The organism is Micromonospora sp. AB353 (assembly GCF_049538395.1).
Classification (GTDB): Bacteria; Actinomycetota; Actinomycetes; order Mycobacteriales; family Micromonosporaceae; genus Micromonospora; species Micromonospora aurantiaca.
This window is the reverse complement of the sequence record NZ_JBMVFV010000037.1, coordinates 18,240-33,967: the sequence shown is the minus strand read 5'-3', so window position 1 is coordinate 33,967 and position 15,728 is coordinate 18,240. Positions and strand designations below refer to the sequence as shown.

10 protein-coding genes are annotated in these 15,728 nt (G+C 72.9%); 3 read left to right on the top strand and 7 right to left on the bottom strand.

Translation table 11 applies throughout. From position 1 onward, the window contains the following. Positions 1–177: 177 nt before the first annotated feature. A complete protein-coding gene (locus tag ACPCK6_RS16885) occupies positions 178–4,575 on the bottom strand; it encodes a S8 family serine peptidase (RefSeq protein WP_423481585.1) in 4,398 nt (1,465 codons plus the stop codon). Between the two features lie 259 nt (positions 4,576–4,834). On the opposite strand from ACPCK6_RS16885, the gene ACPCK6_RS16880 reads away from it, so the two are divergent. Further along, positions 4,835–5,404, top strand: coding sequence for a winged helix-turn-helix domain-containing protein (locus ACPCK6_RS16880; protein ID WP_396880678.1), 570 nt, complete (start codon positions 4,835–4,837; stop codon positions 5,402–5,404). A 254-nt stretch (positions 5,405–5,658) separates the two neighbouring features. After that, a complete protein-coding gene (locus ACPCK6_RS16875) occupies positions 5,659–8,889 on the top strand; it encodes an Ig-like domain-containing protein (RefSeq protein WP_423481584.1) in 3,231 nt (1,076 codons plus the stop codon). Between the two features lie 62 nt (positions 8,890–8,951). Here ACPCK6_RS16875 and ACPCK6_RS16870 read toward each other — a convergent pair whose 3' ends face one another. The 3 genes from ACPCK6_RS16870 to ACPCK6_RS16860 all read right to left on the bottom strand — a co-directional run bounded on the left by ACPCK6_RS16870 (position 8,952) and on the right by ACPCK6_RS16860 (position 11,689). Then, positions 8,952–9,998 carry a zinc-dependent alcohol dehydrogenase family protein gene (locus ACPCK6_RS16870; protein ID WP_423481583.1) on the bottom strand — a complete coding sequence of 349 codons (1,047 nt, stop codon included), beginning with the start codon at positions 9,996–9,998 and terminating at the stop codon, positions 8,952–8,954. Between the two features lie 447 nt (positions 9,999–10,445). Next, positions 10,446–11,165 carry a hypothetical protein gene (locus ACPCK6_RS16865; RefSeq protein ID WP_423481607.1) on the bottom strand — a complete coding sequence of 240 codons (720 nt, stop codon included), beginning with the start codon at positions 11,163–11,165 and terminating at the stop codon, positions 10,446–10,448. A 5-nt stretch (positions 11,166–11,170) separates the two neighbouring features. Next, positions 11,171–11,689 (bottom strand): SigE family RNA polymerase sigma factor, encoded by a 519-nt coding sequence (locus tag ACPCK6_RS16860; RefSeq protein WP_423481582.1) that lies wholly within the window; start codon positions 11,687–11,689, stop codon positions 11,171–11,173. 121 nt (positions 11,690–11,810) lie between these two features. Between ACPCK6_RS16860 and ACPCK6_RS16855 the strand changes: the two genes are divergently transcribed. Next, positions 11,811–12,605: a DUF3152 domain-containing protein gene (locus tag ACPCK6_RS16855; RefSeq protein ID WP_423481581.1), complete on the top strand. Its 795-nt coding sequence runs from the start codon at positions 11,811–11,813 to the stop codon at positions 12,603–12,605. Between the two features lie 62 nt (positions 12,606–12,667). Here the strand turns inward: ACPCK6_RS16855 and ACPCK6_RS16850 are convergent, their stop codons facing one another. The 3 genes from ACPCK6_RS16850 to ACPCK6_RS16840 all read right to left on the bottom strand — a co-directional run bounded on the left by ACPCK6_RS16850 (position 12,668) and on the right by ACPCK6_RS16840 (position 15,514). Further along, complete coding sequence (locus ACPCK6_RS16850; protein WP_514132356.1) at positions 12,668–13,519, bottom strand: DUF72 domain-containing protein; 852 nt, start codon at positions 13,517–13,519, stop codon at positions 12,668–12,670. Positions 13,520–13,757: 238 nt separating this feature from the next. Next, complete coding sequence (prfH, locus tag ACPCK6_RS16845; protein ID WP_423481580.1) at positions 13,758–14,363, bottom strand: peptide chain release factor H; 606 nt, start codon at positions 14,361–14,363, stop codon at positions 13,758–13,760. After that, entirely contained in the window at positions 14,360–15,514 is a 1,155-nt protein-coding gene (locus ACPCK6_RS16840) for an RNA ligase RtcB family protein (protein ID WP_423481579.1), read from the bottom strand. Before ACPCK6_RS16840 ends, prfH begins: the two co-directional genes overlap by 4 nt. Positions 15,515–15,728 lie beyond the last annotated feature (214 nt).

Genomic DNA, 15,728 nt, shown 5'->3' with positions numbered 1-15,728 from the left:
CGTCGAGCGACTCCCGTTACGCGAGATTGGCGTTCTGCATGGTGGGAGTGGTGGAGATCTTGGTACGAAAGGGCCCATGTGAGGGCCGTTCGGTACCAAGATCTCGCCGGGGCCGGGACAGGAGTGGGACGGCCCGCCCGGTGTGTGCCGGGCGGGCCGTCCTCGTCGGTGCTGAGGTCAGCAGCGGGTGGGGGAGAGGGTGAAGTCCTCCACCGTGGGTGTGCTGCTGTTGATCTTCGTCTGGCGCGTCTGGGGCTTCCAGCCGTCCTTCGCGACGATCAGCGTCAGCGGGTTGTTGCGCCGGTCCATCCAGTAGGCGTACCGGCCCTGGGCGTCGGTGGTGAAGGTGTACGAGTTCGCCCAGGAGTCCACCTGCACGGTCACGCCCGCCAGCGGCGCGGTGGCGCCCTGGCAGCTCTTGCCGGAGACCGTGCCGGACAGCTTGCCCCAGGTGGTCGGCGGCTGCGCGATCATCGTCACCGCCACCGGCTCCACCGTGTACGGCGTGTTCTCCTTGATCACCACTGATGCGGAGTACGTGCCGGGCTGGTCGACGTTCGCGGTCATGCCGACCGTCACGGTGACCTTCTCACCCGGCGCCAGCGTGACCTTCGACGTGTCGACGGTCAGCCAGCTCACGTCGGCGGCACCTTCGGCGCACTCGCCGAAGCCGGGCAGGACCTCGCTGTCCTTGGTGGCCGTGAAGCCGCCCGACGAACCACCGATCTTGTAGAACCCGCAGGCCGCGCCACCCCGGTAGCGGGGGGCGTTGGCGTTGGGCAGGTTGGCCCACGAGTTGGTCGCCGGGTCGAACGCGAAGCCGGCGTTGGTGATGGCGCCGCCCTGCGATCCGCCGACCACCAGCAGCTTGCCCCCTGCGACCGCGTACGAGGCGGCCCAGCTGTCGGCCGGCGCGTCCGGGATGGCGGTCCACGCGCCTGCGCCCGGGTCGAAGGCGTAACCGGCCTTCTGCGACGTGGTGCCGTCGTTGCCGCCGGTGCAGTAGACGGTGCCGCCGATCCCGCCGCAGGACAGGAACGCCACCGACTTCGGGTACGCCGGCAGCGTCTCCCAGGCGTCGGCGCCCGGGTCGTACCGGACCACCGAGTTGGCCATCGGCGTGCAGCTCGCGGTGGTGCAGCCGCCGATCGCGTACAGCTTGCCGCCCGCTACCGCCTGGCCGGCCGCCGCCCGCGGCGCCGGGTTGTCGGCCTTGCGGGTCCAGGTGTTCGCCGCCGGGTCGTACGAGAAGGTTGCGGCGTCCGGTCCGGCGGCACCCCAGCCGCCGGTGGCGATGATCTTGCCGTCGAGCACGCCGACCGTCATGGCGTTACGCGCGCCGGGCAGGTCGGCGATGCCGGTCCACGTCTGGGTGATCGGGTCGTACCGGTAGTTCTTGGCGCTCGACGCGGTGCCGTCGCCACCGGCGATGGAGTAGACGGTGCCGTCGACGTTGACGACCCGGTTGTCCATCACGTTCGCCGGGTAGCCCGGGATGGTGGTCCAGGGGTCCGCCTGCGGTGCGGCGGCGGCGATCGCGGTCGACGACTTGCCCGACGAGCGGGCCGCGAACGACGTGGCGGCGGTCAGCCGCTGCGCCGGCGCGCCGGTGGAGCCGAGCAGGGCCTGCTCGGACAGCCGGGAGCCGTCGGCCCGTTGCAGTACGAACCCGCCGTCGCGCTCACTGAACTCGGCGGTGACCGGGGCCCCGCCGGTGTTCGTGACGGTGAAGGTCTTGCTGACCTTCCCACTGGGCATCCGGACCGTGCCGGTGATCGAGGTCGGCTTCACCGACAGCCGGCCGGCGGCGAGCTGGAAGTTGGCCGCGGTGGCCCAGTCCTCCTCGACCGCCACCTGCTTGGTCTGGCTCACGTAGTTGCCGGCGCCGGCGGTGAACGGGTGCGTCCCGGTCAGCGACGAGAACATCCAGTAGAAGCCGTCGGGCAGCTCGGTGTCATCGGGCGTGGCGACCGTGGTGGCCTTCTCCGCCGGGCGGTCCTTGCTGGTCACCGTGGCGCCGTTGACGTAGCTGTTGTCGTTCTTGTCGCGGACGTGGCCGAGCACCAGGCCGCCCGTGACCGGCTTGCAGACGAGCTTGCTGCCGATGAGGACGTTGTCGACCTGCCACCACCATTCCCAGCTCGCCTCGTAGTAGTGGAAGCGCACCCGCACCTGCGACTGGTCGGCCGCCTGCGGGATCGGCACCTCGGTCACCCGCGGGCCGCGCACGTCGGCGGCCTGCCGGAGCACGTTGCTCCACGTGGTGCCGCCGTCCAGGCTCAGGTCGACGTCCGCGCGGTCGCTGTTGAGCCAGTTGTAGTCCTGGTTGAAGCGGATCACCGGCGTGGTCACGCCGGTCAGGTCGACCACCGGGCTGACCAGTGACGTGTCCTGCCGTCCGCCGCTGCCGTAGTTGTCGCTGTCGATGATGGCGAAGTTGCCGCTGCCGCCGGTCAGGTTGCCGCGCTCACCGGCGTCGGTGAACTCCCAGACCTGGCCGGTGCCGGCGTTGTCCACCACGCTCCAGCCGTCCGGGACACCGGTGCCGTCGAACGTCTCGTACTCGCCGTCGGAGCTGACGGTGTAGCCGGGGGCGGTCGTGCACGCCTCCGGGTTCGCCTGCACCGCGATGTTGGCGGCCACGTTGCCCGTGCCGACGGTGACCTCCTTGGTGGTGGTCAGGTAGCCGGCGTACTGCGGCTCGACGGTGAGCCGGTACGTGGCACCGGACGGCAGCGACAGGCTGTAGCGGCCGGTCGTCGGCGTGGTGTAGTCGGAGATCGGCGTGCCCTCGACGCTCACCTTCGCGTACAGCGGCCAGCCGTGCCCGGACCCGTCGGTGACCTGCCCGCTGACCGTGACGCTGGGTACCGCGGTGAGCGCCACGTCGAGCGTGGTCGTCGTGTTCGCGGTGATCGTCGCCGACAGGGTGCGGGTCGCGTACCCGAACGCGGAGACGACCACCTGGTAGTCGCCGGCCGGCAGGAGCGAGGAGTACGTCCCGTCCGCGCCGGTGGTCAGCGTGCGGTCCGCCGGGCCGGTCAGGGTGACGGTCGCGCCGGCGATCCCGGCGCCGGTGGCGGCGTCGGTGACCTTCCCGGCCAGCGTGCCGTTGTCGCCGATCGGGGCGGCGGCGAGCAGCGCGAGCGCGTCCAGGCGGCCCTCACCGTAGACGTTGTTGTCGTCGGTGGTGCCGCCGCACTGGGCGTCGCCCTTGTCGATCGCGGTGTCGTTCAGCAGCGCGCGGGTCGCCGTGACGTCGCCGACCAGGGTGGGCGCCGCCGACCAGAGCAGCGCGATCGCACCGGCCAGGTGCGGCGCCGCCATCGAGGTGCCGCTGATGCTGGCGTACGAGTTGGTCGGCACGCTGGAGCGCACGTTCACACCCGGCGCCGAGATGTTCGGCTTGATCTCGCCGTTCTGCCCGGTGCCCCGGGACGAGAAGCTGGCGATGTTGTTGTTGATGTCGTACGCGCCGGCCGAGTAGTTGCTGGCCAGGCTGCCCGGTGAGCCGCTGGTCTGGCAGGACGGGCCGTTGTTGCCGTTGGACCAGACGCCGAAGATGCCGGAGGCGGTCCACGCGTCGGTGACGTCCTCCATGAACGGCTCGTTCGACGGCGCCGTGGTGCCCCACGAGTTGTTGATGATGTTCGGCCGCTTGCTGGCGTCCGGGTTCTGCCCGTCGAGGTCGGTGGGCTCCAGCATCCACTGCCCGGAGGAGATCAGCGCGGCGTCGGACGGGCAGCACCCGTTCGCGGCGATCCACTTGACCTCGGGGGCGACACCGATCTGGTTGGCCCCGTCGGCGCCGGCCATGGTGCCCATGGTGTGTGTGCCGTGGCCGTCGGTGTCGCACGGCGCGGTGGCGCACTCGCCCGCGGCGTCGAACCAGTTGTAGTCGTGGTCGAAGGTGCCGTCACCGTTGTTGCCGCGGTAGGCGTTCACCAGCGCCGGGTGGTCGAACTGGACGCCGCTGTCGATGCTCGCCACGGTGATCCCGGCGCCCTTGACGCCGTACTGGGACCAGACGTCGTCGGCGTTGATGTTGGCGATGCCCCACTCCAGGGCGTTCGCCGACTTCTCGTCGGTGCCCTTGGTGGTCTCCGGCAGCTTGTACTCCACCGGCGCGTACAGGCCGTCCACCTCGGAGTGGGCGGCGAAGTTCTGCGCCATGGTCAGCGAGCCGTCGGTGACCTTGATGGCGTTCGTCGCCCAGAAGGTCTGGTACTTCGTGCCGGAGCGGTCCAGCTCGGCCCGGATCTTCGACTGGCTGTCGGCGGCGGTCTTCTTCAGCGCCGCCGCGACGGCGGCGCCGCGCTCGTTCCAGTCCTTGATCGCGGCGGCCTTGCTCAGGTCCGCCTTGGCCCCGAAGTGGATCCAGAAGTCGCCCTCGCTCTTGCCCAGGAGCTGACGGGTGAGTTCGGGACGGATCTTGTCGCCGGCCGACGCGCCCGCGCCCGTCTCGGCCTGCGCCGCCGTACCGGTCGCGGCCAGCGCGGTGGCGGCGAGCACCAGGGCGGCGCCCGCGCTCACCAGCCGCCGGGCCGGGCCCCATCTGTGTGGACGTCTCAGCATCGGTGCTGCCTCCTGTTCCGATGACCCGCTGATGATCGAGCCATGGCAGAAGGGCCAGGAGACGTGCTCTCCCGACTACGACACCGGTGTGAAAAGAACCCCCCAGGCCCCCTAGGCGCCGTGCGGGTCTGCGCCGGACGCCTGAGTGGACACTATGATCGACAGTAAGGAACGATCAATGACCGTACGTGAGCAACATGTCACCAACAGGCCCCCGGATCGAGCGGCCTGTTGACAGTTTTTGTCACGGTGGGGCGCGGTGACGACTGACGGCACGAACGCGGCGAACTCCGGCACCGACCCGTCGGAGCGCCCCTTCTCGCTCGTCATCGGGGTGACGTCGTCCCCGGCCGAACGGCTGCGGCTGACCGAGTTGCTGGACGGCGTCGCGCCCCTTCTGATGGTCGCCGATCTGGACGAGCTGCGCGAGTTGATCACGGATGCGCCGGCCTCGGCGCGCGCGCCCGCACCGGCCGTCGCGCCGGCTGCGCCCGTACCCCGGGACAAGCCCGCGCCGGACGGCGCGCTGGTCATCGACGCGGCCCGGTCGACCGCCCGGTGGGGCGACCGGGAGACCGCCCTGACCCGGCTGGAGCGTGACCTGCTGACCTGCCTGACCGTCGAGCCGGTACGGGTGTGGAGCTACGCGGAACTGCACCACGCGGTCTGGCACGACGCGCCGACGCACGGCCGGGCCGACGTGCAGTCCCTGGTGAAGCGGTTGCGCCGCAAGCTCGACGAGCTGGGCACCGGCGTCACCATCGCGGCGGTACGCGGCGTCGGCCTGCGGCTGACCGACCACCGCCACCCCCGGGTACGGGGCGACTGACCCACCCTGGGTCCGCTGCGGGAAAGCGCACTTCACGGACCGGACGGCACGCGCGGCCGGACGGTGACAGCCGGTGACCCGATCGGTGGAGGCGCCCTGCCGGTGTGGCCGGAATTGATGGCGACCGGTCGATTACCGGTGCGGCACATATCGCGAGAAGTATTTGCCTCCTACGGTGGCGTCCGGCACGCGGACGGAGGGGACTCGGGAATCACCCGAGGGGGCCGTCCCGGCGGACAGGGAGAGTTGTCTCGATGCGAGTTTGGCTTCGCGCGGTGGCGGTGCTCGCCGCCGGCGCGGTCGTGGTGGCGGGAGTGCCGGCGCTCGCCGCCACCGTCACCGTGCGGGACGCCGGCGTGGCCGGCCACACCGGCGCACAGGCGACGGGGAGCAGCGCCGCGCTCGGCGCCGCGCGTACCACCGCGACCCGTGCGCTGGTCACCCCCGGGGACACCCGGCTGATGCCGGCCACGCCCCGCACCGACACGCCGCGGATCACCAACGGCGAGATCACCGACATCGAGGTGATCGGCAACCGCGTCTTCATCGCCGGCACGTTCACCTCGATCGCGAACGTCGGCGGGTCCGCGATCACGCAGCGGTCTCTGGCGTCGTACAACCTGGACACCGGCAAGGTGGACACCGGGTTCAAGCCGGTCATCGACGGCGCGGTCGCCGCGGTGGAGGCGTCGCCGGACGGCTCGTCGCTCTACATCGCCGGCGCGTTCAACACCATCAACGGCGTCACCAAGCGCAAGATCGCCCGGCTGAACCCGACCACCGGCGCGCCGATCGCCGCGTTCACCGCCACCGCCAACGCGCGGGCCACAGCGCTCGCGGTCAGCGGCAACGCGGTCTACGTCGGCGGTCAGTTCGCCACCGTCAACGGGGTCAGCCGCAGCGGCCTGGCCGCGCTCAACCCCACCACGGGCGCCGTCGACACCGGCTTCAACCTGCCGCTCACCGGCGGCATCGGCGTCGGCGGCATGCTCACCGTGCAGCAGCTCAAGCTCACCCACGACCGCAGCAAGCTGCTGGTCGTGCACACCGGCCGCCAGATCGCCGGCCAGGACCGCTACGGCGTGGCGCTCATCGGTACGGCGAGCAAGGCGCTGCTGCCGTGGCGTACCCGGCTGTGGGAGGACAACCTCTCCTTCGTCGGCGGCATCCAGCGCGTCTTCGCCGGTGACATCGCGCCGGACGACTCGTACTTCGTGGTCACCAGCGGCTCCGGCGGCGACCGCCCGCCGATCAACGACACCGCCATCGCGTACCCGCTGACCGGAAACGACAACGTCGAGCCGCTCTGGATCTCCCGGCACTTCGACAGCATCTACTCGGTCGCGATCACCGACACCGCCGTCTACGTCGGCGGCCACTTCAGCTGGCAGGAGTCGCCCACGTCGAACGTGCCGTGGCCGGGCCTGGACAACGTCGGCTACGGCACCGGCCAGGGGCTCAGCGGCTACGGCCTCGGTGACCAGGTGGTCCGCCGCGACCACCTCGGCGCGCTCGACCCGCTCACCGGCACCGCGCTGGAGTGGAACCCCGGTTCCAACTCGTACGAGGGCGAGAAGGCGATGCTCGCCACCTCGCGCGGCCTGCTCGTCGGCGGCGACGGCAACGTCAAGGGCGGCAAGACCACCGGTCGGGTGGCCTTCTTCGACCTCTCCAAGGAGCCCAAGCCGGCGGCGCTGGACACCACCATCACCACGCCGATCGAGGGCGCGGTGAAGCCTGCGGGCGAGTCGTTCACGATCAGCGGCCAGGCGCTCGCCCCGGCCGGCGTCGCCCGGGTCCAGCTGGAGATCCAGGACCGCAACAGCGGCAAGTACCTCCAGGCCGACCTGACCACCTGGGGCGCGTTCAAGGCGATCAACACCACCGTCGCCGCGCCGAACGCCACCTCCACCACGTGGAGCCTGCCGGTGACGCTGCCCGCGGGGGTCTACCAGTTGCAGGCCAAGACGTTCGACCGCAACGGGGCCGGCGACACCACCAAGGCGGTCAAGAAGATCGAGGCGTTCCGCTTCGACGACCTGCCGCCGACGACCCGGATCAGCTCGCCGTCGGCCGGCCTGGTCGCCACGCAGACGTTCGTGGCCTCCGGCACCGCCACCGACGACAAGGGCGTCAACTCGCTGATCTACTCGTTCCGCACCCCGGACAACCGGTACCTGCAGGACGACGGGACCGTCGCCGCCGTCTACAACACCTTCCGCGGCGAGCCGGACGTGATCGGCGCGACGTCCACCACCTGGCAGTACGAGGTCACGCTGCCCACCGAGGGACAGTGGAAGATGACCGCCACCGCCGTCGACACGACCGGGCAGAGCGACCTGCGCGGCGACACCCGCGACTGGACCGTCTCGGCGAACGGCGTACCGCCGACGGTGGCGATCACCTCGCCGGTGGCGATGACGCCGCCGGGCAACGCCGTGCCGTTCACCGTCGCGCCCGGCGGCACCGTCACGTTCGCCGGTACGGCGAGCGACGACGACGCGCTCAAGTCGGTCGAGATCTACCTGCGCAACAACACCACCCGCGAGGCGCTCGCCAGCGACGGTACGTGGGGCGCCGACTCGGTCGCCGGTTACCACCGGATCTCCCCGACCAACCTCGACGCCGCGACGTTCGACTGGTCGTTCACCACGGTGCCGCTCACCCCGGGCGTCTACGACTTCCGGGTACGGGCGACCGACAGGCTCGGCCTGACCACGTCCAGCACCAACATGGGCCGGCTCACCGTCACCGCCCAGGTGCCGGGCGACGCCTTCCCGAACGGGCTGCTCGGCTTCACCGGCACCAACCAGGACATCGACCAGCTGCACCTGGACCTGTCCGGCACGGCGACCGACGACAAGGGTGTGCGGGCGGTCCGGATCGCGCTGCGTGACCTGGACACCGGCCGTTACGTGCAGCCGAACGGCACGATGGCTGCCGCGTTCGCCACGGTCGACGCGACGCTCGCCGCGCCCGGCGCGACCAGCACCGCGTTCACGCTCTCGATCGACCTGCCCACGCGCGGCACGTACAGCGTCGAGGCGTGGGCCGTGGACACCGCCGGTCAGCAGGACAACTCGACGAGCGGCGCGACCGCCCGTTACCTGGTCTACCCGGGTGACACCGACCCGATGCTGGAGCCGAGCATCACGCCGGTCGAGGGTCAGGCGTACACCGGTGGCCGGATCGTGGTCACCGGCCGCGCCGTGGACGACGGCGGGATGCAGAAGGTCGAGGTGCAGATCGGCAACAGCGCCGGGCAGGGCATGAACTCGGCCGGCACGTTCGGCCGGGCGGGCGCGCCGACCAGCTGGCCGTGGATCGCCACGTTCCTCACCAGCCCGGGCTCGCCGGGGTCGAACTTCGCGTACACGTCGCCGGTGATCCCGGCCGGCACGTACACGGTGACGATCCGCGGCATGGACAACAGGGGGCAGTACCAGCAGCCGCCCCGCACCGTCACGGTGACCGTCACCGACTGACCGGACGGCCTCGCGGGCCGGTCCGCGCCGGGTCTCCCGGCGCGGGCCGGCCCGTGCCCGTCTCAGGGCCGGATCAGGCACATCCCGGCGGTGGCCGGCCGGTCCATCGTGGCCAGCGCGTCAGGCGCGGCGTCCAGGTCGATGGTGCGGGTGACCAGCTCGGCCGGGCGCAGCACCCCGGCGGTGACCAGCCGCAACATCTCCGGGTACGCGTGCGCCGGCATGCCGTGGCTGCCGCGCAGCTCCAGCTCGTACGCGATCACCAGGTCCATCGGCAGCGCGGGCCGGCCCTGCGCGGCGGGCAGCAGCCCGACCTGCACGTGCCGGCCGCGCCGGCGCAGGCCCTCGATCGACGCCACGCAGGTGGCGTGACTGCCGAGCGCGTCCAGCGACAGGTGGGCACCCCCGCCGGTGGCCTCCCGGATCGCGGCGGCCACCTCGCCGGGACCGCCGAGGGCGCTCGCGTCCACGCAGACCGCGGCGCCGCTGCGGCGGGCCAGCTCCAGCGCGCCGGACGACACGTCCACCGCCACCACCCGCGCCCCGCTCGCCGCCGCGACCATCACCGCGGACAGGCCGACGCCGCCGCAGCCGTGCACCGCCACCCACTCGCCCGCCGCCACCCGGCCCTGCGCGACGACGGCCCGGAACGCGGTGGCGAAGCGGCAGCCGAGCGCGGCGGCCGCCGCCTCGTCCAGCTCGTCCGGCAGCCGGACCAGGTTGACGTCGGCGTGCCGTACCGCGACCAGCTCGGCGAACGAGCCCCAGCCGGTGAAGCCCGGCTGGGTCTGCCGCTCGCACACCTGCTGGTCGCCGGCCAGGCAGGACGGGCACCGCCCGCACGCGCAGACGAACGGCGCGGTCACCCGGTCGCCGGGCCGCCACCCACGGACGTCCGCCCCTGCGGCCACGACGACACCGGCGAACTCGTGCCCCGGTACGTGCGGCACGCGGATGTCCGGGTCGTGGCCCTGCCAGCCGTGCCAGTCGCTGCGGCACAGTCCGGTAGCGCCGACCCGGACGACCACACCGTCCGGCGCCGGCGCCGGGTCGTCCACCTCCCGGACCTCCGGCCGCACCCCGAACCGCTCGAACACCACCGCACGCATACCCCCGATCCTCACACCTCCACCCGCCCCACCTCCCGCCCCACCCTCGCTCGCCCTCCCACCCACACCCGATCCCCGCGATCTTGCACTTGCGGCCTTGTCGATGTCGCAGATGTCCCATCTGCCCGGGCCGAAAGTGCAAGATCGCCGACGAGGGGCCGGGCCAGCCGTCTATCTCATCTGGTGGAAGTTTCGGTCTGCATTCTGAGAGCATCCGTGGATCTTGGTACGAAAGTGCCCTCATAGAGGCCGTTTCGTACCAAGATCTGCGGGCCGGTCAGGCGTGCCGGGCGGCTCGGCTCGGCGAATCGAGGAGTCCGGGGCGTGGTCGGCCCTGCGACTGGCCCCCCTCACGCCGGTGATCAAGGAGTTTGTGTCCTCAGCAGGGCGATGTCCGCCCGCAAACTCCTTGATCACCGGGCACAGGGGGGAGGGGGACGGGAGTGGCTACAGGCGGCGGCCCTGGGCGGTGCGGGCGGTGATGCCGTCCAGGGGGGTGCCCGGGGTGAGGGTCTTCGGGTCGAACCAGAAGATCACCACCTGGGGGTCCTCGCTCCAGCGGACCAGCTTCGCCTCGACCTGCCGGCCGTCGACAGTCCCGACGATGCGGGCCGCCGGGCCGACGAAGTAGCCGAACGTGGGGATCGACGCGTCCGTGGGCACCCGCTGCTGGTCGTACCCGATCTCGTGGAAGCCCGGCCGGCGGTCGCTGCCGGACACGTCGTTGACCAGGAAGTCGGAGGTCAGGCGGCCGTCCGGCGCGCGCCGTCCGGCGACCAGGCCGATCGTCACGCGCGGCAGCTCCGGCACGTCGACCGGGACCATGAAGAACACGCGCGCGTCGGCGCCGTACCGGATGCCGCTGTCCACGACGGTCCCGAGCGGCCGCAGCGGCGACTCGGTCGGGGCCGGCGCGGCGGTCGGCGTGGGCGGGGGAGTGGCGGCGGACGCGGTGGCGACCGGCTCCCCGGGCGGGAGGTCCGGCGGGCCGGGCCGCGTCGCCACGGCGTTGACACCGACCGCCACCGCGATCGTCGTCACCGCCGCCGCGACCCCGGTGCCGATCCGCCGGCGCCGGCGCAGCCGGCGTCCCCGGCGCATGATGTCCGCGATGTCCAGGCCGTCGGCCCGTTCGGTCGCCCGCATCGCGCGGCGCAGCTCGTCCATCTCGGTCACCGGCACGTCTCCTGCGGTCGGGGCGCGGACAGACCTGCGGTACGCAGCTTCTCCAGCGCCCGCGACGAGGTGCTCTTGACGGTGCCGACCGACACGTCGAGTTCGCGGGCCACCTGGGCCTCCGGCAGGTCGAAGTAGTGACGCAGGACGACGACGGCGCGTTCGCGCGCGGTGAGCGTGCCGAGCGCGGTGACCAGCCACCGCCGGGTCGCCACCTCCTCGGCCATGTCGCCGCCGTGGCGTTCCGGCAGGTCGTCGCTCGGGTACTCGCGGATCGGCCGCCGCCAGGTGTCGACGAGGTGGTTCACCAGCACCGAGCGGGCGTAGCCGTACGGGTCGCCGTTGCGGATCCGGGACCAGGACGCGTACGTGCGCACCAGCGCGGTCTGGGCGGCGTCCTCGGCGTGGTGGTGGTTGCCGGTCATGAGGTACGCGGCGTGCGTCAGCCGCGCCGAGGACGCCCGCGCGAACTCGACGAACTCCGCGTCACCCCGGGCCATGCCGGTCCTCTGCACCTCTCACCCCGGTAGGGACGTGCGGGAGGCGGAAAAGGTTGAGTCCCCGCCGGACCAACTTCCGCGACGGGTCACCCGTCCTCATCCCCGTGCCCCCGACCGGGCGCCGAGGGGAGACGAGATGACCAGGACCGTGGACCGGACACGCGGCGGCGCGGCGGTGATCGCGCTGGCGGTGGCGCTGGCCGGCTGCACACCCGCCGTAGCCGACCAGCCCACAGGCGCGCCGCCCGGGCCGTCCGGCCCGTCGGCCGCCGGGCCGGCCGCGTCGGCGGCGGCGCCCGTCCGGCCCCGGCCCGCGCCGATCGGCTATCCCGCCGAGGGCGGCAACCGGTGGCGGTTCGCCGCCGCCGAGCCGGCCACCACAGGGGGTACGGGCCGGCTGCTGCGCTACCGGGTGGCTGTGGAACGCGACATCACCGGTCTGCCAGCGGCCGACTTCGGGGCGCAGGTCACCGGCATCCTCGCCGGACCGGGTGGCTGGACGACCGACGGTCGGATCGCCCTGCGCCGCGTCGGTGCCCGTGGGCCGGCCGACTTCACCGTCTACCTCGCCACCCCCGGTACGCGCGACGACCTGTGCGGGGACGGTCCGGACCGGTACACGTCCTGCCGTAACGGGGACCGGGTGGTGGTGAACGTGGCCCGCTGGGTGCGCGGCGCGCCCGCCTACGGTAGCGACCTCGCCGCGTATCGCCGATACGTGGTCAACCACGAGGTCGGCCATCGCCTTGGTGACGGGCACGAGCGCTGCCCGGGGCGGGGACGTCCGGCTCCGGTGATGCAGCAGCAGACGCTCGGCCTGCACGGCTGCACCCCGAACCCGCTGCCGTTCCTGCGCGGCGAGCGGTACGCGGGACGGTCCGGCGCGTACGACGACCGCCTGCCCCCACCGGAGGGCGGCCGGCCGGGCTGAGGTCCGGGTCTGCGCGGCCGGGCACGCGAAGCCGGGCCGCCCAGGCGGTCCCACGCCGGCGCTCAGAACAGCGTGGCCGGGCCGACCGGCTCCGGCTCGGGCAGTGGCGCGAGCCCGGGCACCCGCTCGCGGACCTGGTCGTGGAAGCGGCGGGCCAGCTCGGGCGCGTCCGCGTTGTCGGGCGTGTGCACGAACACGGTCGGCGAGCGGCCCTCCCGCAGCCAGCCGGTGACCACGTCCAGCCACGGCTGCCAGCCCTCGACCGTGCGGGCCGGGTCGTCACGGCCCAGGTAGCGCACGATCGGGCGGTCGGTCAGCGCCCGGGTACGCAGCGGCAGGCGCGGCTTGCGCGTCCACGCCTCCCGCTCGGCGTCGCTCGTCGGTGGCGTGCGGAAGAACGCCGTGGTGTCGAACGGGATCCACTCGGCGCCGGCCCGGTGCAGCGTGGTCTCCAGCGCGCGTACCGCACCGGGCTCGGTGAAGAAGGCCGGGTGACGGACTTCGACGGCGTACCTGTGGGTGGTGGGCAGCGTGCGCAGGAACCGGTCGAGGTCGGGCACGTCACCGGGGCCGAACGAGCCGGGCAACTGGATCCAGAGCGCGTCCGCGCGGGGGCCGAGCGGCTCCATCGCGTGCAGGAACGCCCGCAGTTCGGCCTCGCCGCCGGTGAGCCGGTGCTCGTGCGTCACCGCCTTCGGCAGTTTCGGCAGGAAACGGAAGCCGGGCTCGGTCTGGTCGGCCCAGGACGCCACCGTCTGGCGGGCCGGGGTGGCGTAGAACGTGGTGTTTCCTTCCACGGCGTCGCACCATCCGGCGTACGCGCGCAGCCGTTCGTGTGCGGGCAGCGGGTGCGGCAGGAAGCGGCCGGACCAGGACTTGTGCGTCCACATGGCACACCCCACGTGCAGGCGCATCCCGGTCACCGGCAGGGCCGGCTCGTCGAGGCGCCGCACAGCGCCGCCTCCCGGTTCCACGTCCGGGTGACATACCGCGCGAGGCAGCCGAGCCCGGCGGACACCGGGGCTGTCGCTACCGGACCGGTCCCTCTCCGTCGCATCCGTCCTCCTCGCGCTCGCGTGGCGGCGGGCCGTGGCCGCCCGGTCGCCGCGACCACGGTAGCCGGGGGCGGCACCTGTGGCGGACCGGGCCGGGTCAGGGCCGTTCCACACGTACCGGGTCGCCGCGGACGAGCTCGTCGTGGACCCGCCAGCGGGCGTCGACGCCCGCGCGCCGGGCCGCCTCGTCGTCGGCGGCGATCCGCTGCCGCAGCAGCTCGACCGCGATCCGGCGGTTGAGGTGCAGGTGCCGTTCGGTGTCCACCACCACGGTCCGGCCGGACGGGCGGTGGGTGGCCCGGACGGCGGTGCTGGCCTTGTTGCGGTGCTGGCCGCCCGGCCCGCCGGTGCGGCACGGCACGAACTCGACGTCCGCCTCGTGGAACGGCGTGACCGCCACGTCGGTCCGGCACGTCCGCGCGGTGACGTACCAGTTCTTCCGGCCGTGGCCCGTCCGGTAGGGGCTGGGCGCCTGCCAGCAGAGCGTGCCGGTCCATCCGGCCGCGAACGCCTCCGCCCCGGCGCCGGTGATCCGGACCAGCACCGACCGGTAGGTGCCGGCCCGGTCGCCGGGCACCGTCTCGACCCTTGCGGTACGCAGGCCCCGCCGGGCCGCCTCGCCCTCCAGGCGGGACAGCAGCCGGGCCAGCGCCCACGCGCACTCGGCGGGTCCGCGCCCGGCGGACAGCAGCAGCTCGGTCACCGGCGGCCCTTGCGGCGCTCGTCGCGGCGGCCCACGTCCGGCGTCTTGTAGGTGACCAGCGGAACCGTGGTGGTGACCGGAGTGGCGAGGTCGTGCGCCACCAGGTCGCCGATGACCTGCTCGATGCGCTTGTACGCGGTGGGCGCCTCCTCGAACAGCAGTTGCCGGTCGCCGCACACCACGATCGAGCCGACCGGTGTACGCCGCAGTTCCTCGACGGTGTGCTTGGCCCGGCCCCGGCGCAGCGCGTCGGCGCGGGACATCTTGCGTCCGGCGCCGTGCGCCACCGAGTAGCCGGCGTCCGGCCCGGCGTGCGCGGCCACCAGGTAGGAGGGCGTGCCACGGGTGCCGGCGATCAGCACGTCCCGGCCGTCGCCCGGCGCCGCGCCCTTGCGGTGCAGGTAGCGCCCGTCGCGGATCTCGACCAGGTTGTGGCACTGGTCGACGACCGGCTCGGTGGGTTCGGCGCCGAGCGCGTACGCGACCCGCGCGGCCAGCAGCCGCCGGTTGAGCGAGCCCCACCGCACGGCCGCGTCGTGCCGGGCCAGGTAGGTGTCCGGGTCGGGCGCGGGACCGGCGCCGTGCGTCTCGGTGTGCTCGCGCAGGATCCGTTCGCCCAGCCCGCGCGACCCGGAGTGCACCACGAGCACCAGGTCACCGGCGTCCAGTCCGAGCCGCGTGGCGTGCTCCGCCGCGAGGATCGGCCCGACGCGGGCCAGCTCGACGAAGTGGTTGCCGCGCCCGACGGTGCCGAGGCCGTCGAGGTGACCGGCCGGCACGTCGCCGTCGAGCACCGACCAGGCCGGGTCGTCGGCGTCCCGGTCCGGGTCGAGCGCCCGGTCCAGGTCGGGGAACCGGGCCGCGAGCCGCTCGGGTACGACCCGGCGCAGCGCGATCGGGAAGACCGCGATGCCGCATCCGATGTCGGAGCCGACGAGGAACGGGTAGAGCACTGTCGAGGACATGGCGGCGCCGATCGGGGCGCCCTTGCCGGGGTGCAGGTCGGGCATGGCGGCGACGTGCGCCATGCCGTCCAGGGCGGCGACCTGACGGCACTGGTCGAGCGCGGCGGACTCGATCCAGCTGCCGGGGGAGGAGAAGACGGAGACGGTGGCGGGCACGACGGCCCGCCCGGAGGGGTACGCGGACACGGACGCTCGTTTCTGCGGAAAGGAGAAGCGGGAACGGCAGGCGGCGCGGAAGGGGCCTGCGGGCTGGGGTGCGATCCGTCAGAACGTCATGCCGCTCAGCCTCGCCGAGGCGGCCCGGGGGCGGCAACCGACTTTCGACCCGCCGAGCGCCCGCGTCGACATCACCCCACCCGATCCATAGACTCCGGTCGTTCTGGTACCACGAGTCCAGGGA

Excerpts from the sequence above, each read along its gene's own strand:
- ACPCK6_RS16885 (WP_423481585.1), bottom strand. The coding sequence starts at position 4,575 with ATGCTGAGACGTCCACACAGATGGGGCCCGGCCCGGCGGCTGGTGAGC.
- ACPCK6_RS16875 (WP_423481584.1), top strand. The coding sequence starts at position 5,659 with ATGCGAGTTTGGCTTCGCGCGGTGGCGGTGCTCGCCGCCGGCGCGGTC.
- ACPCK6_RS16870 (WP_423481583.1), bottom strand. The coding sequence starts at position 9,998 with ATGCGTGCGGTGGTGTTCGAGCGGTTCGGGGTGCGGCCGGAGGTCCGG.
- ACPCK6_RS16865 (WP_423481607.1), bottom strand. The coding sequence starts at position 11,165 with ATGGACGAGCTGCGCCGCGCGATGCGGGCGACCGAACGGGCCGACGGC.
- ACPCK6_RS16855 (WP_423481581.1), top strand. The coding sequence starts at position 11,811 with ATGACCAGGACCGTGGACCGGACACGCGGCGGCGCGGCGGTGATCGCG.
- ACPCK6_RS16850 (WP_514132356.1), bottom strand. The coding sequence starts at position 13,519 with ATGCGCCTGCACGTGGGGTGTGCCATGTGGACGCACAAGTCCTGGTCC.